Source organism: Streptomyces sp. SAI-170 (genome assembly GCF_049739565.1).
GTDB lineage: Bacteria > Actinomycetota > Actinomycetes > Streptomycetales > Streptomycetaceae > Streptomyces.
Genome location: NZ_JBMGQD010000001.1, coordinates 2,235,312 through 2,254,784 on the forward strand (window position 1 = coordinate 2,235,312; position 19,473 = coordinate 2,254,784).

General features: G+C 73.3%; 12 protein-coding genes and 2 pseudogenes. 7 read left to right on the plus strand and 7 right to left on the minus strand.

Features of this window, described 5'->3' with window-relative positions:
* Positions 1 to 55: 55 nt before the first annotated feature.
* On the plus strand, positions 56 to 1,201 hold the full coding sequence (locus RKD23_RS09895; RefSeq protein ID WP_424853354.1) for an SPFH domain-containing protein: 1,146 nt from the start codon (positions 56 to 58) through the stop codon (positions 1,199 to 1,201).
* Positions 1,198 to 2,091, plus strand: a complete 894-nt coding sequence (locus RKD23_RS09900) for a hypothetical protein (RefSeq protein ID WP_424853355.1) — start codon at positions 1,198 to 1,200, stop codon at positions 2,089 to 2,091. The genes RKD23_RS09895 and RKD23_RS09900 overlap by 4 nt, the downstream gene beginning before the upstream one ends.
* Before the next feature lie 15 nt (positions 2,092 to 2,106).
* On the opposite strand, the gene RKD23_RS09905 is transcribed toward RKD23_RS09900, so the two are convergent.
* Entirely contained in the window at positions 2,107 to 4,650 is a 2,544-nt protein-coding gene (locus RKD23_RS09905; RefSeq protein WP_424853356.1) for a polynucleotide kinase-phosphatase, read from the minus strand.
* Entirely contained in the window at positions 4,647 to 6,128 is a 1,482-nt protein-coding gene (locus RKD23_RS09910; RefSeq protein WP_424853357.1) for a 3' terminal RNA ribose 2'-O-methyltransferase Hen1, read from the minus strand. Before RKD23_RS09910 ends, RKD23_RS09905 begins: the two co-directional genes overlap by 4 nt.
* Positions 6,129 to 6,302: 174 nt before the next feature.
* Between RKD23_RS09910 and RKD23_RS09915 the strand changes: the two genes are divergently transcribed.
* Positions 6,303 to 7,043 carry an SDR family NAD(P)-dependent oxidoreductase gene (locus RKD23_RS09915; protein WP_424853358.1) on the plus strand — a complete coding sequence of 247 codons (741 nt, stop codon included), beginning with the start codon at positions 6,303 to 6,305 and terminating at the stop codon, positions 7,041 to 7,043.
* 62 nt (positions 7,044 to 7,105) lie between these two features.
* Here the strand turns inward: RKD23_RS09915 and RKD23_RS09920 are convergent.
* Positions 7,106 to 8,030 (minus strand): annotated as a pseudogene (locus tag RKD23_RS09920) (LLM class F420-dependent oxidoreductase).
* Between the two features lie 86 nt (positions 8,031 to 8,116).
* Here RKD23_RS09920 and RKD23_RS09925 point away from each other — a divergent pair.
* Complete coding sequence (locus RKD23_RS09925; RefSeq protein ID WP_424853359.1) at positions 8,117 to 8,272, plus strand: hypothetical protein; 156 nt, start codon at positions 8,117 to 8,119, stop codon at positions 8,270 to 8,272.
* On the opposite strand, the gene RKD23_RS09930 is transcribed toward RKD23_RS09925, so the two are convergent.
* The 4 genes and pseudogenes from RKD23_RS09930 to RKD23_RS09945 form a co-directional block, all read right to left on the minus strand.
* Positions 8,255 to 8,719: a DUF6099 family protein gene (locus tag RKD23_RS09930; RefSeq protein WP_424853360.1), complete on the minus strand. Its 465-nt coding sequence runs from the start codon at positions 8,717 to 8,719 to the stop codon at positions 8,255 to 8,257. The two genes, RKD23_RS09925 and RKD23_RS09930, sit on opposite strands and share 18 nt — an antisense overlap.
* Positions 8,720 to 8,901: 182 nt before the next feature.
* Positions 8,902 to 9,237, minus strand: a complete 336-nt coding sequence (locus tag RKD23_RS09935; protein WP_404033359.1) for a nucleotide pyrophosphohydrolase — start codon at positions 9,235 to 9,237, stop codon at positions 8,902 to 8,904.
* Positions 9,234 to 10,503: pseudogene (locus tag RKD23_RS09940) on the minus strand (ATP-binding protein). The gene RKD23_RS09935 and the pseudogene RKD23_RS09940 overlap by 4 nt, the downstream one beginning before the upstream one ends.
* Positions 10,504 to 11,442: 939 nt before the next feature.
* On the minus strand, positions 11,443 to 11,832 hold the full coding sequence (locus RKD23_RS09945) for a cell division protein SepF (RefSeq protein WP_404033364.1): 390 nt from the start codon (positions 11,830 to 11,832) through the stop codon (positions 11,443 to 11,445).
* Between the two features lie 197 nt (positions 11,833 to 12,029).
* On the opposite strand from RKD23_RS09945, the gene RKD23_RS09950 reads away from it, so the two are divergent.
* The 3 genes from RKD23_RS09950 to RKD23_RS09960 all read left to right on the plus strand — a co-directional run bounded on the left by RKD23_RS09950 (position 12,030) and on the right by RKD23_RS09960 (position 19,473).
* Positions 12,030 to 13,529, plus strand: a complete 1,500-nt coding sequence (locus RKD23_RS09950; protein WP_424853361.1) for a hypothetical protein — start codon at positions 12,030 to 12,032, stop codon at positions 13,527 to 13,529.
* Between the two features lie 133 nt (positions 13,530 to 13,662).
* Positions 13,663 to 16,431: a hypothetical protein gene (locus tag RKD23_RS09955; RefSeq protein WP_424853362.1), complete on the plus strand. Its 2,769-nt coding sequence runs from the start codon at positions 13,663 to 13,665 to the stop codon at positions 16,429 to 16,431.
* 63 nt (positions 16,432 to 16,494) lie between these two features.
* The gene (locus tag RKD23_RS09960; RefSeq protein ID WP_424853363.1) at positions 16,495 to 19,473 is read left to right on the plus strand and encodes an FAD-binding and (Fe-S)-binding domain-containing protein; all 2,979 of its coding nucleotides are present in this window, start codon (positions 16,495 to 16,497) and stop codon (positions 19,471 to 19,473) included.

Sequence of the window (19,473 nt, forward strand, 5' to 3'; positions counted from 1 at the left end):
AATCGCGCGCTCCGCTTATCGTCTTGATGACGAGAACAAGCGAGGGGGCTCTTCCATGGCCGACATCACCCGGCGCCTCGGCATGCGCCATCTGCGGGGCGCGCCGACGTCGCACATCCGCCACCACCGTTCGGGGCGCCTGGTGCACGACGGGCCGGGGCTGAGCTTCTGGTTCCGGCCGCTGACCGCGGCCCTGTCCGAGGTGCCGGTCGACGACCGCGAACTGGCGATGACCTTCCACGCCCGCACCTCCGACTTCCAGGACGTCGCCGTCCAGGCCACCGTCACCTTCCGGATCGCCGACCCGGCGCTGGCCGCCGCGCGCCTGGACTTCTCCATCGACCCGGAGACCGGGGTCTGGCGGGGCACCCCGCTGGAGCAGCTCGGCACCCTGCTGACGGAGACGGCCCAGCAGCACGCGCTGGACGTCCTGGCCCGTACGCCGCTGTCCTCGGCCCTGGTCGACGGAGTGGCCGCGGTCCGCGAACGGGTCGCGGCCGGTCTCGCCGCCGAGCCCCGCCTGCCGGCCACCGGCATCGAGATCGTGGCCGTCCGCGTCATGGCCGTACGCCCGGAACCGGAGGTCGAGCGGGCGCTGCGCACCCCGGCCCGCGAGCAGATCCAGCAGGAGGCCGACCGCGCGACCTACGAACGCCGGGCCGTGGCCGTCGAACGCGAGCGCACCATCGCCGAGAACGAGCTGGCCAGCAAGATCGAGCTGGCCCGCCGCGAGGAGCAGCTGGTCGACCAGCGCGGCACCAACGCCCGCCGCGAGGCGGAGGAGAACGCGGCCGCGGACGCCGTACGGGCCCGGGCCGAGGCGGCCCGCACGGTGAAACTCGCCGAGGCGGAGGCGGAACGCTCGCTGAAGCTGGCGGACGCTGAGGCGGCGCGGTCGGTGAAGCTCGCCGAGGCGGAGGCCACCCGGTCCGGGAAGCTGGCCGCGGCCGAGGCGGAGCGCGCGGTACGACTCGCCCGCGCCGAGGCCGAGGCGGCCCGCGAGGTCGGCGAGGCCCGGGCCCAGGCGCAGGCGGCCTGGCTGCGGGTGCACGCGGACGCCGGGGTGGACGGCACGACGACCCTGCACGCCCTCACCGGCAGCCGGCTCGCCGAGAACCTGCCGCACATCGACAGCGTCACCATCACCCCCGACGTGCTCACCGGCCTGCTGGCCAGGCTGGGCGTCCAGGAGCGGGCATGAGCCTCGCGCCCCGGGCCGTCCTGGTCCACCGCACCACCGAGTACGAGGAACTCGTCGCCCGGCACGGCACCCACGGCCAGGCCGCCTTCTTCCTCGCCTCCCGAGGCCGGGACATCGAGGAGGTCGCCGCACGTCACCGCCGTACGCACCAGGCTCTGGCGCAGGTGACGGCGGCGATCCCGCTCGCCTGGCGGCAGGCGCGGGTGGAGCGGGCCGACCTGGACCGGTTCCTGTTCGCGCCGGAGGACACGGTGGTCGTCGTCGGCCAGGACGGACTGGTGGCGAACGTCGCCAAGTACCTCACCGGCCAGCCGGTCATCGGCGTCGACACCGACCCCGGCCGCAACCCGGGCGTCCTGGTCCGCCACCGCCCCGAGCACACGGCGTCCCTGCTGACCGCGACCGCGTCGGCTTCGGTGGAGGAACTGACCATGGTCGAGGCGGTGTCGGACGACACCCAGCGGCTGGTCGCCCTGAACGAGATCTACCTCGGAGCCGCCGGTCACCAGACGGCCCGCTACAGCCTGGGCCTGGAGGACGACGGGGGTGTCGTCGAGGCCCAGGCGTCCTCCGGGGTGCTCGTCGGGACGGGCACGGGCGCGACCGGCTGGCTGCGGTCGGTCTGGCAGGAGCGGGGCGCGCGGATGCGCCTGCCCGCGCCCACGGAGGACCGCCTGGTGTGGTTCGTCCGCGAGGCCTGGCCCTCCCCCGCCACCGGGACCTCCCTGGTGGCGGGGGAACTCCCCGCGGCCCACCGGCTCCGCGTCACGGTCGAGTCCGAGCGCCTCATCGCCTTCGGCGACGGCATGGAGTCCGACGCGCTGGAGCTGACCTGGGGGCAGTCGGTCAGCCTCCAGGTCTGCTCCGAGAAGCTGCGGCTCGTCGGTTAGAGCCGCGCTCGTCGGCTAGAGCCGCGGGTCCACCGGCTCCGACTCCAGGGCCAGCACCCCGAAGACCGCCTCGTGCACCCGCCACAGCGGCTCGCCCTCGGCGAGGCGGTCGAGGGCCTCCAGGCCGAGCGCGTACTCGCGGATGGCGAGGGAGCGCTTGTGGTTGAGGAACCGCCGGCGCAGCCGGGCGAGGTTGTCGGGGCGCGTGTACTCCGGGCCGTAGATGATCCGCAGGTACTCACGGCCCCGGCACTTGATGCCGGGCTGCACCAGCCGGCCCTGTCCGTCGCGGACGATCGCACCGACCGGCTTGACGACCATGCCCTCGCCGCCGCGCCCGGTCATCTCCAGCCACCAGTCGATACCGGCCCGCACCGACTCGGGGTCACCGGTGTCGACGTGGAGCCGCCGAGTCGTCTGGAGCAGGCCGGTGTTGTCGTGCTCCACCAGCCGGTCCAGCAGGGCGAGCTGCTCGTCGTGCGGCAGCCCGGCGAGGCTGCGGCCCTGCGCGGCCAGGATCTGGAACGGCGCCAGGCGGACACCGTCCAGGCCGTCCGTGGTCCAGCAGTAGCGGCGGTACGCCGAGGTGAACGCGGCCGCGCTGGAGGCGCGTTCGCGCTGCCGGTCCAGCAGGCCGGCCACCTCGACCCCGCGGGCCGCCGCGCCCTCCAGCGCGGCCAGCGCGTCCGGGAACACGGCCCCGGACGCGGCACCGACGGCCGCGTACTGCGAGCGCAGCAGCGAGGATGCCTTCAGCGACCAGGGCATCAGCTCGGCGTCCAACAGCAGCCAGCTCGTGTCGAGTTCGGCCCACAGTCCGGCCTCGTCGACCGCGGTCCGGATCCGGCCGAGGATCTCCTCGGTCACCGCCGCGTCGTCGAAGAACGGCCGTCCGGTACGGGTGTGGATCGAGCCCGTCGGACCGTCGACCCCGAACCGCTTCCGGGCCGCCTCGGCGTCCCGGCACACCAGCACCACCGCCCGCGAGCCCATGTGCTTCTCCTCGCACACGACCCGCTCGACACCGTCGGCGGCGTAACTCGCGAAGGCCTCCGCCGGGTGCTCCAGATAGCCGTCCACCTGCGAGGTCGCCGTCGGCGCCATCGTCGGCGGCAGGTACGGCAGCAGCCGCGGGTCGACCGCGAACCGGCTCATGACCTCCAGGGCCGCGGCCGCGTTCTCCTCGCGGATCGTGATCCGCCCCTGGTGCCGGGTCTCCACGACCCGCCGCCCGTGCACGTCCGCCAGGTCAAGCGGCCGCCCGTCGTGCCCGCCGGGCGCGTCCGACCGCAGCGGCTTCGCCGGCTCGTACCAGACCTTCTCGGCCGGTACGTCGACCAGCTGCCGCTCCGGCCAGCGCAGCGCGGTCAGCTTGCCGCCGAAGACGGCGCCGGTGTCCAGGCAGATGGTGTTGTTCAGCCAGGTGGCCTCCGGGACCGGGGTGTGGCCGTAGACCACGGCCGCGCGGCCCCGGTAGTCCTCCGCCCACGGGTAGCGCACCGGCAGCCCGAACTCGTCGGTCTCTCCGGTGGTCTCGCCGTACAGCGCGTGCGAGCGCACCCGGCCCGAGGTGCGGCCGTGGTACTTCTCCGGCAGGCCGGCGTGGCAGACGACCAGGCGTCCGCCGTCCAGGACGTAGTGGCTGACGAGCCCGTCGATGAACTCTCGTACCTCGGCCTTGAACTCCTCGCTCTCGCCCTCCATCTGCTCGATGGTCTCGGCCAGGCCGTGGGTGTGCTGGACCTTGCGGCCCCCCAGGTGACGGCCGTACTTGTTCTCGTGGTTGCCGGGCACGCACAGGGCGTTGCCCGACTTCACCATCGCCATCACCCGGCGCAGCACACCCGGGCTGTCCGGGCCTCGGTCGACGAGGTCGCCGACGAAGACGGCCGTACGGCCCTCGGGGTGCGCGCCGTCGACGTAGCCCAGCTTGGCGAGCAGCGACTCCAGTTCGGCGGAGCAGCCGTGGATGTCGCCGACGATGTCGAAGGGGCCGGTGAGGTGGGTCAGGTCGTTGAACCGCTTCTCGGTGACGACGGTGGCGTGCTCGATCTCCGCCACGCCCCGCAGGACGTGCACCTTGCGGAAGCCCTCGCGCTCCAGGTGCCGCAGCGAGCGGCGGAGTTCGCGGGTGTGCCGCTGGATGACCCGGCGCGGCATGTCGGCGCGGTCGGTGCGGGCCGCGTTGCGCTCGGCGCACACGTCCTCGGGCACGTCGAGCACGATGGCGATGGGCAGCACGTCGTACTGCTTGGCCAGGGCTATCAGCTGCTTGCGTGCGTCGGACTGGACGCTGGTGGCGTCGACGACCGTACGGCGGCCGGCCGCGAGGCGCTTGCCCGCGATGTAGTGCAGGACGTCGAAGGCGTCCTTGGTGGCGCTCTGGTCGTTCTCGTCGTCGGAGACCAGGCCGCGGCAGAAGTCCGAGGAGATCACCTCGGTCGGCTTGAAGTGCCGCCGGGCGAACGTCGACTTGCCCGAGCCGGAGGCGCCGATCAGGACGACGAGGGAGAGGTCGGTGACGGGGAGCGTACGCCCGGTCGTTGTCGCCTGTGTCATGCGGCCTTCGCCTCCTTGTCGGCCTTGGCGGTCTCGTCTGTCTTGTCCGTCATGGTGAACACGGCCATCTGGGTCGGCGGGCCGACCTCGGGGTCGTCCGGGCCCACGGGCACGAACTCCACGGCGTAGCCGTGCCGTTCGGCCACCGCGTCCGCCCATGTGCGGAACTCCTCACGGGTCCACTCGAAGCGGTGGTCGCCGTGCCGGACGTGTCCGGCCGGGAGGGACTCCCAGCGGACGTTGTACTCGACGTTGGGGGTGGTCACGAGCACGGTCCTGGGGCGGGCCGCGCCGAACACCGCGTACTCCAGTGCGGGCAGCCGCGGCAGGTCGAGGTGCTCGATCACCTCGCTGAGCACGGCGGCGTCGTAGCCCTTGAGCCGGCTGTCGGTGTAGGCGAGCGAGCCCTGGAGGAGTCTGACGCGCGAGGCCTGCCGCTCGCCCATGCGGTCCAGCTTCAGCCGGCGCGCGGCGATGGTCAGCGCCCGCACGGACACGTCCAGGCCGACGATCTCGGTGAACCGCACGTCCTTCAGCAGGGCCTGCACCAACTGGCCCTGACCGCAGCCGAGGTCGAGCACGCGCGCGGCACCGGAGGCCCGCAGCGCGGTGACGATCGCCTCGCGCCGCTGCACGGCCAGCGGAGTCGGCTTCTCCTCGTCCTCCGTCTCCGCCTCGACGGCGTTGTCGATATCCTCGACCTCGCTGTCGTCGGCCTCCGCGAGCCGGACCAGTTCGAGTCGCTCCAGCGCCTGCCGGGTCAGCGACCAGCGGCGGGAGAGGTAGCGGCTGGTGATCAGCTTCTGCTCGGGGTGCCCGGGCAGCCAGCCCTCGCCGACGCGCAGCAGCTTGTCGACCTCGTCCGGCGCGACCCAGTAGTGCTTGGCGTCGTCCAGGACCGGCAGCAGGACGTACAGATGCCGCAGGGCCTCGGCGAGGGTGAGCGTGTCCGCCTCCAGGGTGAGGCGTACGTACCGCGAGTCGCCCCACTCCGGGAACTCGCCGTCGAGGGCTATCGGTTCGGCGGTGACGGCCCAGCCCAGCGGCTCGAACAGTCGCCGTACGAGCTCGGCGCCGCCGCGGGCGGGCAGTGCGGGCACCTCGATCCTGAGCGGGCGCGGCTGCTCCGGCAGTTCCGGCCGGGCGTGGCAGACGCCCCGCATGGCGCTGGAGAAGACGCTGCTCAACGCGACGGCAAGCAGGGAGGAGGCCGCGTAGGGGCGGTCGTTGACGTACTGCGCGAGTGCCGCGTCGGGTGCGCCGCCGCGTCCCTTGCCCCTGCGGACCAGGGCCACCGCGTCGACCTCCAGGAGCAGCGCCGCCGTGCAGCGCTCGGGCTGCGCCTCGGGGTAGAGGACGTGGGCCGTGCCGTAGGAGGTGGAGAACGCCTGCGCCTTGTCCGGATGCTTGTGCAGCAGGTAGCCGAGGTCGGTGGCGGGGCGTTCGGCGGTGCCGGTGGTCGTGATCGTCAGGAACATGGGCGGGCCTCTCAGGCCGTTCGGTGATGGTCGACGCCCACTGTCGCACAGGGCCTGTGACCTGCGCCTTCCGTTTTCGCGACCTCTACGATTCCGGAATACGGAATATACATTCCACGACTCGGTATTCTATGGTCCCGACATCTGTCTGCAGACCGACAACAGGGGGCATGCATGAGCGAGAGTCGTGTCGCACTCGTCACCGGCTCGTCGTCCGGGATCGGCGCCGCGGTCGCGCGGCGGCTGGCCGCGGAGGGAATGCGCGTCGTGGTCAACTCCGCCCGGAGCGAGAAGGCGGGCCGGGAACTCGCGGCGGAGCTGCCGGACGCGGTCTACGTCCGGGGTGACGTGGCCGACCCGGCGGACGCCCGGCGGATCGTCCAGGCCGCGATCGACGCCTACGGGCGTCTCGACACCCTGGTGAACAACGCGGGCATCACCCGCTTCATCCCGCTCAGCGACCTGGACGCGGTGGACGCCTCGGTCTGGCGGGAGATCTTCGACGTCAATGTGATCGGCGCCTGGCAGGTGACCATCGCCGCGGTGCCCCATCTGCGCCGGTCCGACTCGGCCTCGGTGGTCAACGTCTCGTCCGTCTCCGCCACCCGCGCCCTGGGCAGCTCCGTGCCCTACGCGGTGAGCAAGGCCGCCCTCGACCACATGACGCGGCTGCTCGCCTCCCAGCTCGGCCCTCAGATCCGGGTCAACGCGGTCGCGCCGGGACTGATCGACACCTCCTGGTACGACGAGGCCGAGGACGTCTGGACGAGTTCGCGCGACTGGGTCAGCGAGCACACCCCGCTGCGCCGGGTGGGCACGCCCGAGGACGTGGCCGAGGCCGTGCTGCATCTGACCCGGGCGCGGTACACGACCGGTGATGTGCTCACGGTGGACGGCGGCCGGCACATCGTGTGAGACCGCACGCCGGCACCTTCCGCGGGACCGGCTGTGCGGCCGTCGTCCGCCGTGAGGGCCCCTCAGCCCAGCTGGGACTGCACCTGGGAGGAGATCAGCTCCAGGTGGTCCAGGTCGTGCAGGTCGAGCAGCTGGAGGTAGATGCGGCCGGCGCCGATCTCGGCGTAGCGGCCGATCTTGTCGACGACCTCGGCCGGGGAGCCGGCCAGGCCGTTGGCCTTGAGCTCCTCGACCTCACGGCCGATCGCGGCGGCGCGGCGGGCCACCTCCTGGTCGTCCCTGCCGACGCAGACGACGAGGGCGTTGGAGTACACGAGGTCGTCGCCGTCGCGGCCGGCGGCCTCCGCGGCGGCGCGCACCCGGCCGAACTGGCGCTCGCTGTCCGCCACCGAGGAGAACGGCATGTTGAACTCGTCCGCGTACCGGGCGGCCAGCCGCGGGGTGCGGGTCGGGCCGTGGCCGCCGACGAGGACCGGGATCTTCTCCTGCGCGGGCTTGGGCAGGGCCGGCGAGTCGGTGAGCTCGTAGTGCGCGCCGCGGAAGTCGTACGTCTTGCCGGGCGGGGTGGCCCACAGTCCGGTGACGATCTCCAGCTGCTCCTCCAGGCGGGCGAACTTCTCCTTCGGGAAGGGGATCGCCGTACGCCGTGTGCTCCTCGGCGAACCAGCCCGCGCCCAGGCCCAGTTCGACGCGGCCGCCGGACATCTGGTCGACCTGGGCGACCTGGATGGCGAGCACGCCGGGCAGCCGGAAGGTGGCCGCGGTCATCAGGGTGCCGAGCCGGATGCGCTTGGTCTCCCGCGCGAGGCCCGCGAGGGTGATCCAGGCGTCGGTGGGGCCGGGCAGGCCGTCGACGTCACCCATCTTGAGGTAGTGGTCGGAGCGGAAGAAGGCGTCGAAGCCGAGGTCTTCCGTGGCCTTGGCCACGGTGAGGAGGGTGTCGTAGGTGGCGCCTTGCTGTGGTTCGGTGAAGATGCGGAGATCCATGCCTTCCATCCTGCACCGTGACCGGGTCCGGCGATGATCGTTGCTCGTGCGCAGGGCTAGGAAGCTTGAGGCTAGGAGGCCGTTGGATGTCCGAGGAAACCGCGCCGAAGGGGCTGCTCCAGCAGATGGAGGAGCTGATGGCGGCGCTGAATGCCGACCTTTCCGCGTTGGATGCCGACCTTCAGGCCTCCGGGCGGGGCCCGGCTGAAGAGGAAGCGGCGTCCCTAAGGAACCGCGGCTAAGGCTTCCTCGCCGTCCGCGAGGCGTCTGAGCATCTCCAGCACGCGGTCCCGCGATTCGTCGGCCGCGTCGATGGCCTCCATGCACTGCCAGTACGTGCCCTCGTCGGCGGCGGCGCTCGCCACGCCGACCAGGGCTATGCCGACCTCTCCGAGGAGCCCGCCGAGGCTGAGGAGGGCCTGGCGGGCGTCGCCCAGTTCGGTCAGCTGGGCCGCGCGCAGTTCGCCGGGGCCCAGTTGCGGTTCGTCGAGGACGCCGCAGCCGCGGCCCGCCAGCTCGGTGAGGCCCAGCGCCTCGCCGCGCAGCTGGGGTGGGCCGAAGACCGCGAGCCTGCTGCCGATCGCCTGGGCGAGCGACTGCGCCTGCCACACCTCCGCCATGATCTGCGGCACCTCGCCGCTTCCCGCCAGGGCACGCCTGCTCGTCAGGATGAGCCGCACCGCGTCCATGCGCTGCCCCCGTCTGTCCCGACGCGCTCTCCGCACGTCCGCCCGAACTCCCTTGTCCACTACCCAGAGTGAAGCTCCGTGCGGCGAAAAGCCAGAGGAAGACGGAAATCTGTGGACAACAATTCGGATTCGGACTCGATTATGACTGCGGAGAGTGAAAGCGGACGGCGTGGTTCTACTCCTCAAGGTGCCGGGAAACGGCGCTCGTTGCGGTCGATCTTCGCATCCAGCGCGGCCAGTGCGTCGATGCCGAGCACCTCGCACAGCTGCAGGAGGTAGGCCAGCACGTCGGCCACCTCGTCGGTGACGCGGTGCGCGGTGCCGGGGTCGTCCATCACCCGCGCGGACTCCTCGGGCGTCAACCACTGGAAGATCTCGACCAGTTCGGACGCCTCGACACTGAGGGCGGCGGCGAGGTTCTTGGGGGTGTGGTACGGCTGCCAGTTGCGCGCGGCGGCGAACTCGGCGAGCCTGCGCTGGAGTCCGGCCACGTCCAGCGGCCGCGGATCTTCTGTCACCTGTCCAGGTGTACCACTGTCACGCCGGGCGTCCCCGCGACCCACGAGGCGTCGCTGACCGTGCCGACGCACCGGATGTGGCCGTGCTCGGCCATCCGTACGGCCAGCCGGGCCAGCTCCGCGCGCTGGCGGGGGTCGAGCGCCCGGTCGAAGCCGTCGGAGAGCACGGTGAGCGCCTGCAGGGCCGAAGGCACCTCGCCCGGGGGGTCGAGGTCGAGAACCCCGGGGCCGGTGAGCAGCACCAGGGCGAGGGCGAGGTGGCGCAGCTCGCCGTCGCCGAGGCGGGCGAAGCCGGTGCGCAGCCCGTCGCCGCGTTCGAGCAGCCCGCGGACCATGCCGCGGCCCTCGGGCTCGGCGACGACGTCCAGGACCGGGCCGGTGCACGCGGCGCGGACGGCCGCGACGTACCGGGCGTGCCGCTGGCCGCACTCGGCGCGGGTGCCGCCACAGCACGCCGGCGAGGTTGTCGCAGCCCGGCAGCAGCCGGCCCGAGCCGACGGGCACGGGCCCGCGCATCCGGCCGGGGTCGGGGTCGCAGGCGAAGACCGAGCGCAGCGCGACGACCATCTGCTCGGCGGCGGCGAGCACCCGCCGCTGTCCGTCCGTCTTGCCGGCCACGCGCAGCGGCAGCAGGGCCGTGCCCAGCCGGTCGTCGGGCAGCGGGGCGCGGGTGACGGGTGCGCTGCCCGCGGTGTGCCAGGCGGCCTGCACGACAGGACGGCTCGGATCGCGCAGAGCGGTCTGGAGGAGGACGACCCCGTCGGCGGACAGCCGCTCGCCGACGATCCGCAGCTCCGGCTCGGCCTGTACGGCGACGTCGAGCCGGACGGGTCCCTCGGGTCCGTCGGCCGTGCACCCGATACGGAACCCGCGGCGCCGCTGGGCGTCGGGCCGGGCCCACTCCGGCACGTAGGCCTCCGGCTCGGTGAACACGTCGTACAGCCCGGCACCGCCGCCGAGCCGCGCCAGCGCCTCGTACGCCCGCAGCGCCGTGCTCTTCCCGCAGCCACTGGGCCCGGTCAACAGCGTGACCGGCCCGAGCGGAAAGCCGACCCCGCGATGCCCGGCGAACGCGGACAGCCGCAGCTCGGTGATCCGGGGCCGCCCGACACCCCGCTCCGGGCCCGGCGGACCCTCCGGGCCGGCCTCGACCGACGGCTCCCGCGCCAACAGGGCCGGCTCTCCCGACGCCTCACGCGGCGCCGGGACGGACTCGGGACGTGCACTGCGGGAGGACGGGGCGGAGGACCCGGGGCGTACGACCATATGCGGACCGTAGGTCTCCGTTCCCAGGCGAACCGTTCCACCTCGACGCGTTTCCTACGATCGGGCGACCCAGGGGCCGCAGCACCGACGCCGCGCCCCGGGTCGGGGCCGCGCGGCGACTCCTGGCCGCGAGTGACCCGGCCGACACCGGGCCTCGACCGACCGGGCGCCTACGGGCCAGCAGTACCGACACGCGCCCCTGATCGCAGCCGCACGGCGCCCCCTGGGGCCGCGACCGATCAACGCCGGGCCCGCGACCGACCGATCGACATCGGGCCCTCGACCATGCAGGCGCCTACGGGCCCGCAGCACCGACACGCGCCCGGGTCAGAGCCGCACAGCGACCCCCAGGCCCGCGACCGATCAACACCAGGCCCACGACCGGCCGGCGGCGGGCCACGACCGACCGATCGGCATCAGGCCATCGACCGAGCAGGCGCCTACGGGCCAGCAGCACCGACACGCGCCCCGGATCGCAGCCGCACAGCGATCCCCAGGCCCGCGACCGACCGACGGCGGGCCCGCAACCGACCGGCCGACACCGGGCCCTCGACCGAGCAGGCGCCTACGGGCCCACAGCACCAACGCGCCCGGGTCACAGCCGCACAGCGACCCCCAGGCCCGCGACCGACCGACGGCGGGCCCGCAACCGACCGGCCGACACCGGGCCCTCGACCGAGCAAGCGCCTACGGGCCCACAGCACCAACGCGCCCGGGTCACAGCCGCACAGCGACCCCCAGGCCCGCGACCGACCGACGGCGGGCCCACGACCGACCGGCCGAAACCGGGCCCTCGACCGATCGGGCGCCTACGGGCCCGCGGGCGGACCGGTGGCCGCGGGCCGGCGGCCGGTCGGCCGCCCAGGGCGCTGCGACCGCCCGGCCGGCCGGCCTCCGGCCCGCCGTGGCACCTCGGGCGCCGGACGCACGGAGGTGTCCTCACACGCCCGGCACGCCCGCGCTCGCCATGAGGCCCTGGACCTCCGTGCCGGCCGGGGTCAGCAGGAAGACGTTGCGGTCCACCCGGTGCATCCCGCTGGCCAGGCCGAAGACGACGCCGGTGCTGAAGTCGAGGACACGCTTGGCGACCTCGGACTCCGCGCCGGTGAGGTCGAGCAGCACGGGGATGCCCGCCATCAGCGTCTCGGCGACCTCGCGGGCGTCGGCGAACACATTGACCCGCAGCACCACGAAACGGCGCCGCGTCTCGGTCGCCGCTTCCGGCAGCGCGCGGTGCCCCACCGACGACGGCCAGGCGTCGCGCCCCCGCAACGGCACGACCTGGGCGAGCCCCTCCCACTGTTCATCGGTGACGTCGTGGCTGTTCACCGGCTCCCCCCGATCTGACTCGCACTCATCGCCTGCACCAGCCAATTCTTACGCCAAGTCACCCGTTCAGCCCAACAGCGACACGGTGCGCGACAGCCTCGGACGTCGACCGGCGTCGCGCGGCATTGTCAGTGGCACCACGCATCATGGGAGGCGGACGGGACGAACAGCGCCTGCGGGGGGACATGTTGGAGAGCATGACAGCTGCCGAGCTGCGGAAGGCCTTCGGTCTGTCGGAGAGCGCCTGGGAGAATCTCCTCGCGGACCCCGGCATGATCGCCCCGGTCGATCCGAAGTACACGGACGGGGTCACCCAGTGGCACGGCCAGGCGTTCGCCCGCTGGCTCGCCCGCTCCCGTCCCGCCCTCGCCGACCACGTCCCACTGCTGCTGCGGCCGGCCGGCACCGCGGAACCCCGCTATCTGGGCGGCCGGTACGTCACGTCCGACGAGGCCGACGTCGGCGAGCACTTCGCCGGGTCGTGGCAGACGGACGCGGGGCTGCTGCTGATCGCCTATCCGCGGTCCTTTCCCATCGGCCCGCGCACGCTGCTCGACTTCCACGAGAAGGCGACGACGGTGGTCGTCGTCCGGCACGACTACGGCCTGTACGGCCCCGACCTCACGGCGGTCGACCGGGCCCGCCCCGACCTGCCGTACGAGCCTTGGTGGTCGGAGATCGCGGCGCACATCGGCACCCAAGTGCCCTGGTGGCCCTCGGAGTTGCGGCGGCCCGAGCATCTGACGGCCTGGCGGCCGGGGGACGCGCCCGTGCCCGTCGAGCCGGTCACCTGGCCGTCGTGGGAGCCCCTGTACGAACTGGCCGCGACCGAGGCGCCCGACTCCCCCGTGCGCGGGGCGTGCTTCACCATCGGGCACGAGATGCGCACCCGCGCCGCCGAGTCGGCGGTGCACGAGGTGGAGGAGATCCTCGACACAAGAGGCGGCAAGGACGGCTCCGCCAAGGCCCGCAAGGAACGCGCGGCGATGGTGCTGCCGGCCGTGCCCGGCACCGACGACCCCGGCCGTGCGGAGACCGTCCCGTCCGACGTCGTCGCCCGTGGGCTCGCCGAGCTGTGCGCGCGCACCGACGACCACGCGGTGGAGTGCCTGGAGCAGATCAGCATGTGGAGCGGGGAGGACCTGCCCTTCGGCGGTGCCTTCAGCCTCGACCGCAACGGTGTCACACGCCAGGGCGCGGAGTGGATCAACCGGCTGCGGCCGGTGCGGCCGACGGCCATCCACCGTCTGCTGGCCTACGACGACGCCAAACTGGTCGGGACCTTCGTCGACCCGGTCACCGGCAGCCCCGTGGTGGCGTTCAAGGGCCGGTTCATGTTCAACGACGCGCGCGCGATCAGCTATCTGGGCCACGCCCCCAAACGGCTGCCCGCCGGCTCGGTCCTGAAGGAGGTCGTCCTCGACGAACCGATCTGGGTCCGCACCCGCGACGGCGTGCTCTACCCCGCCCCCAGCATGGACGCCCCCGGCCTCTCCTGGGGCTACTCCGGCTCCGGCCCCTCGACCCTCGCCCAGTGCGTGGGCCGCCTCCTGGACGACGCCTCCGCCCACGCCGTCACCTACGGCATGCGCCCGCCGTTCGAGCCCGGCCTGGAGGCCCTCTTCCAGGTCGAGCACAAGAAGGGCACCCGCATATCGAGGGCGGAACTGGAACGCGCCCGCGCAGGGACCTCCTGACCCCGGCCGGCCTGTCCATGAGGGCGCGGCGCCCCGGACGCACCTGCCCGCCGCCACCGCCCGGCACGGCGCCCAACGGCCCCGCCGCCACCCACCCACGCCACGCACGCCACCCGAAAGGCCCGCCCCGCCCATGCCACGCCCCCACCGCAGCGCACCGTGGCAGATCGCCGATCTCTTCGCCCATGAGCGGGAGGCGATCGCCTACGCCGCCGTCGTCGACACCTGTCTGGCCGAACCGGCCGTCGCGCGGCGGCTGGGCAAACGCCCCCAGGCGACCGCGGAGAACGTCCGCGCGGCGATGCTGACCGAGGCCAACGTCCGACGGGCCCTCCAGCCGTGCGAGGAGAGCCGGCGGCGCTTCCAGGGGCTGCTCGGGCGGTTCGAGGCGACGCGGCTGCGCCGCGAGTACGTGCATGACCCGGTCGCCCCGGCGACCGTCGTGCTGTGTCTGCTCGGCCTGTTCTTCCTCGGCGCCCTCGCCGTGGCGTCCTGGACGGTCGTCGGCCTCGCCGCGCTGCCGCCCGCCCTGGCGGCGCTCGCGGTCCACCGGAACCCGCTGTGGCGCATGCGGGTACGGCACAACCTGAGCGAAGCGGCCCTGGCGGCCGTGCTGTGGATTCGAGGTGAACGGGCGGGCTCCGCCGAGCGGCGCTGGCGGCGCGACCTCCAACTCCACGGCGTGGGCCCGCTGATGGAGCGCGTGGTCGAGGCCCTCCTCGGCGACGACGTGGACTCGCTGCTGCTGCCGGACAGCTACGACGGGCTGCGCTCCCCGCGCAACCGGCAGTACGTGATCGGCAACGAGGCGGCCCGGCAGCTGGCGCGGAAGGTCGCCCAGCGCGAAGGCGGCACCATCGCGGTCAGCGGTCCGCGTGGCGCGGGCAAGACGACCCTGCTGGAGAGCTGCGCCGAGGAGGCGGACTTCGCGGTCGTCGTCCAGGCGCCGGCGAGCTATTCGCCGTACGAGTTCCTGCTGTCGCTGTACATCACGGTGTGCGAGCGGTATCTCACCGAGCACGGCCAGGACGTCCCGGAGTTCGCGCGGCTGTCGGCCTTCCGCAGAGCGGCCCGCAGTGCCGGCCCCGCCCTGCGCCGGGTGACGCGGTTCCTGCTGTTCGCGCTGCCCGCCGGGGCGCTGGTGGTGCTCGGCCTGGGCGCGGCGACGCGCTCGGCGGGTGTGCGATACGACGACCCGGCGCTGGACACCGCCCAGGACCTGTGGGACGGGCTGACCGACACCACGGTCGCCGTGTGGCGCGGGGAGCGGGTGGGCCAGGCACTCGCCGCGACACTGGCGGGGGTCCTGCTGTGGCGGCTGCGGCGCTCGGCACGGCTGGGCTCGCTGCTGAGCACCGGGCTGAAGGGAGTCTCACTGCTGGCTGGTTATGCACTGGTCGTCTCGGCGCCCGTCTCGCTGCTCTTCGACGACGACGTCCGGCGCAACGCCCGCGACCTGGTCGGGCAGTCGCCCGAGATGCTCGTGGCCCTTGCCGTGGGCGTCGGCCTCGCGGCGCTGATGTTGCCGAGGGACCTCGAGGCGCACGTCGGGGCGCTCCCCGCGCTCCCCGCGATCCCCCTGGCCGACGACCGCCGCTTCCGCCGGGGCCTGACCGGGGTCCTGCTCGTGGCGGACCTGTACCTGCTCAGCCGGGAACCCTCCCTGGGCAGCGTCGTGACCGACACCGGCAATCCACTGCGTGCCGCCGGACTGCTGCTCGGGCTGGTGCTGATCAGAGCGGGGTCGTGGACCGCGCCCCGGCCCGAGGCGCCGCTCGTGACCAGGTGCCGCAACCAGCTCTACCGGCTGCAGACGGTGCAGACCTCCGCCACCGCCGTGACCACCGGCCCGCCCCAGTTGCTGGCCGCGCACACGACCTCGCTGTCGACCGTGCCGCCCACCATGCCGGAGCTGGTGTCGGACTTCCGCGAGCTGCTGACGGACATCGCCCGGGAGCGTTTCCTGCGCCGGGGCAGGGTCGTGATCGCCATCGACGAGGTGGACCGACTCGGCTCGGACGCCCAGGCGCTGGAGTTCCTCGGCGAGATCAAGGCGATCCTGGGCGTGCCCCATGTGCACTGTCTGATCTCGGTGGCCGAGGACGTGGGCGCCTCGTTCGTGCGGCGCGGCCTGCCGCACCGGGGCGTGACCGACAGCTCCCTCGACGACATCCTGCATGTCCAGCCCTGCACGCTCACCGAGTCCAAGGACATCCTTCAGCGGCGGGCGCCCGGCCTGTCGGAGCCGTACAGTCTGCTCGCCCACGCCCTGTCGGGCGGCCTGCCGCGCGATCTGATCCGCTACGGGCTGCGCATCATGGAGATCGAGGACAAGACGCGGTTCTTCGAGCTGACCGACATCTCCCGGCAGATGATCCTGGAGGAGCTCGCCGAGACCCTGGCGGGTTTCCGTACGCTGCTGGCCAAGCAGCAGTGGACCCCTGAGACGAGCGCGGTCCTGCTCTCCTTCCGTGCGCTGATGGCTCAGCTGCGGCATCTGTGCCCCTGCCCGTCGGCCGACCTGCACCGGGCGCTGCACCAGGTCGCCTTCCAGGATCTGGACGGCCGGCTGGGGGCCGCGGCGGGGACCCTTCCCGAGCCGACCCGGCTGCTGGTCGACGAGGCCTCGGCGTATGTGCTGTTCTCGCTGACGCTGCTGGACATCTTCGGCAGACCGGACCTCACCCGCCGCCGGGCGGCGGCCGGGGGCAGTCCGGACGGTGACCCCGACCTGCTCGCCCAGGCGCGTCAGGAGCTGGAGATCTCCCCGTACAGCGCCCGTCCCCTCATCACCGCGATCAGGTCGGCCTGGGGCCTGAGCGCCACGCCGCCGGAGGGCGCGCTGCCGGGCCTGCCCTCGCCGCGCAGCGCCTCCTGCCCGCGGCACACGCCCACGGGCTGACGTCGCCGGGTTGCCCGCGGGGCGAGCCGGGTACCCGGCAGCCGTCCCGGAGGGAGGCCGTCCATGCCCGCGTCGGAGCTGCCCGACCCCGTCGTCCGACCGCCCGCCGTCGCGCAGGTGGACCGTGTCGCGCTGGAGGCCGCGCTGCGGGCCCGGGTGGACGGGGAGGTGCGGTTCGACGCGGGGAGCAGGGCGGCGTACTCCACGGACGCCTCGAACTTCCGGCAGACCCCGATCGGCGTGGTGGTGCCGCACACCCCGGAGGCCGCCGTTCAGGCGGTGGCCGTCGCCCGGGAGCACGGCGCGCCCGTGCTGTCGCGGGGCGGCGGGACCAGCCTGGCCGGGCAGTGCACCAACACCGCGGTCGTCCTGGACTGGTCCAAGTACTGCCACCAGCTGGAGTCCGTCGACACCGAGGCGCGCACCTGCGTGGTGCAGCCCGGCATCGTCCCGGACGAGCTGAACCGGCGTCTCGCTCCTCACGGGCTGCGCTTCGGGCCGGAGCCCGCCACCCATATGAACTGCACGATCGGCGGCATGATCGGCAACAACTCCTGCGGCGCCACCGCCCAGGCCACCGGCAAGGTCGTCGACAACATCGCCCGCCTGGAGGTGCTGCTCCACGACGGCACCCGCTTCTGGTGCGGGGAGACCGACGACGAGGAGTACGCCCGCATCGAGCGGCGCGGAGACCCGTGCGCGGCGGTGTACCGCTCGCTGCGCGCCCTACGGGACACCTACGCCGACGAGATCCGCCGCCGCTTCCCGGACATCCCGCGCCGGGTCTCCGGCTACAACCTCGACTCCCTGCTCCCGGAGCACGGGTTCGACGTCGCGGGCCTGCTGGTCGGCAGCGAGTCGACCCTGGTGACCGTACTGCGCGCGGAGCTGGAGCTGGTGCCGGTCGTGCCGGAACGGAGCTTGGTGGTGCTGGGGTTCGACGACGTGGCGCGGGCGGCGGACGCGGTGCCGGACATCCTGCCGTACGAGCCGATGGCGCTGGAGGGCGTGGACGCGCACCTCGTCCACGACGAGCGGCTCAAGCACCTCAACCGGCGGGCGCTGGAGCAACTCCCGGAGGGCAACGCCTTCTTGATGGTGGAGTTCGGCGGCGAGAGCGTCGCGGAGTCCGACGAGCGGGCGCACCGCATGCTGGACGCGCTCGGCGAGACGGAGCACGACGCGCAGGTGGCGTTCCTCGACGACCCGGCAGGCGAGGAGCAGTTGTGGCAGGTCCGTGAGGCGGGGCTCGGCGCCACGGCGCATGTGCCGCACCGGCCCGACACCTTCGAGGGCTGGGAGGACTCCGCGGTCGCACCCGAGCGGCTCGGCGACTATCTGCGCCGACTGCGGGCCCTGTTCCGGGAGTTCGGCTACGAGAGCGACACCGGGCCGAGTCTGTACGGCCACTTCGGGCAGGGCTGTGTGCACACCCGCATCCCCTTCGACCTGTACTCCGCCGAAGGGGTCGCCGAATACCGGCGGTTCATGGAGCGGGCGGCGGACCTGGTGGTGGAGTTCGGCGGGTCCTTCTCCGGGGAGCACGGGGACGGTCAGAGCCGGGGCGAGCTGCTGCCGCGGTTGTTCGGGCCGGTGCTCGTGGAGGCCTTCGGCCGGCTGAAGGCCGTCTTCGACCCGCTCGACCGGATGAATCCCGGCAAGGTCGTGGCGCCGTACCGGCTGGACGAGCACCTGCGGCTCGGCGGCGACTGGGCCCCGTACGAGCCCCGCGACCTGCACTTCCGCTTCCCGCACGACGGCGGCTCGTTCACGCAGGCCGCGAACCGCTGTGTCGGGGTCGGCAAGTGCCGTCAACTGAGCACCGAGGGCGGGCAGGTGATGTGCCCGTCCTACCAGGTCACCCTGGAGGAGGAGCACTCCACCCGCGGCCGGGCCCGGCTGCTGTTCGAGATGCTCGACGGACACGGCGACGGCCCGCTGCGCGACGGCTGGCGCTCCGAGGCCGTGCGCGACGCCCTCGACCTGTGCCTGGCCTGCAAGGGATGCCGCCGGGACTGCCCGGCCGACGTCGACATGGCCACGTACAAGGCGGAGTTCCTGGCCCACCACTACGCGGGCCGGCCCTGGCGGCGGCCGCGCTCGGACTGGTCGCTGGGCTGGCTGCCCGCGCTCGCCCAGGTGGTCGACCGCGCCCGGCTCGCGCCCGCCGTCAACGCCCTCACCCACTCCCCCGGCCTTCACAGGGCGGCCGCGCGGCTGGCCGGGCTCGCCGACCGCGAGCTGCCGCGGTTCGCCGGGGAGAGCCTCCAGCGGTGGTACACCCGCACCGGGCCGTACGGCGACGGCTCCCGCGGCACGGTCGTGCTGTGGCCGGACACCTTCACCAACTTCCTGCACCCGCACGTCGGCCGGGCCGCCGTACGGCTCGTCGCCGACGCGGGCTGGCGGGTCGTCGTGCCCGAAGAGCCGCTGTGCTGCGGGCTGACCTGGATCTCCACCGGCCAACTCGGCGTCGCCGAGCGTGTGTTGACGCGGACCGTGCGCCGTCTCGCCCCGCATGTGCGCGGCGGCGGCCTGGTGGTCGGTCTGGAGCCCAGCTGCACGGCCGTCCTGCGGTCGGACGCGGCCGAGCTGTTCCCGAACTCCCTGGACGTACGCCCTCTGCGGGACGCCACCGTGACCCTGGCCGAGCTGCTCACCGAACACAGTCCCGGCTACGAGCCGCCGCGGCGTTCCGGGCAGGCCCTGGTCCAGGTGCACTGCCACCAGCACGCCGTCCTCGGGTGGGACGCCGACGCCGAACTCCTCCGCCGCGCCGGAGTCGACGCCGAGCGCCTGGACACCGGCTGCTGCGGCCTCGCCGGAAACTTCGGCTTCGAACGCGGCCACCTGGAGGTCAGCCACGCCATCGCCGAGCGAGCACTGCTGCCCCGCCTTCGGGAGGCCGACCCCTCGACAAAGGTCCTCGCCGACGGCTTCAGCTGCCGCACCCAGATCCACGAGCTGAACAGCGCCGGCCACGAAGCCCTGCACCTGGCCGAGCTACTGGCCCCGGAGCCCCGTGACCGGACAGCGCCCTAG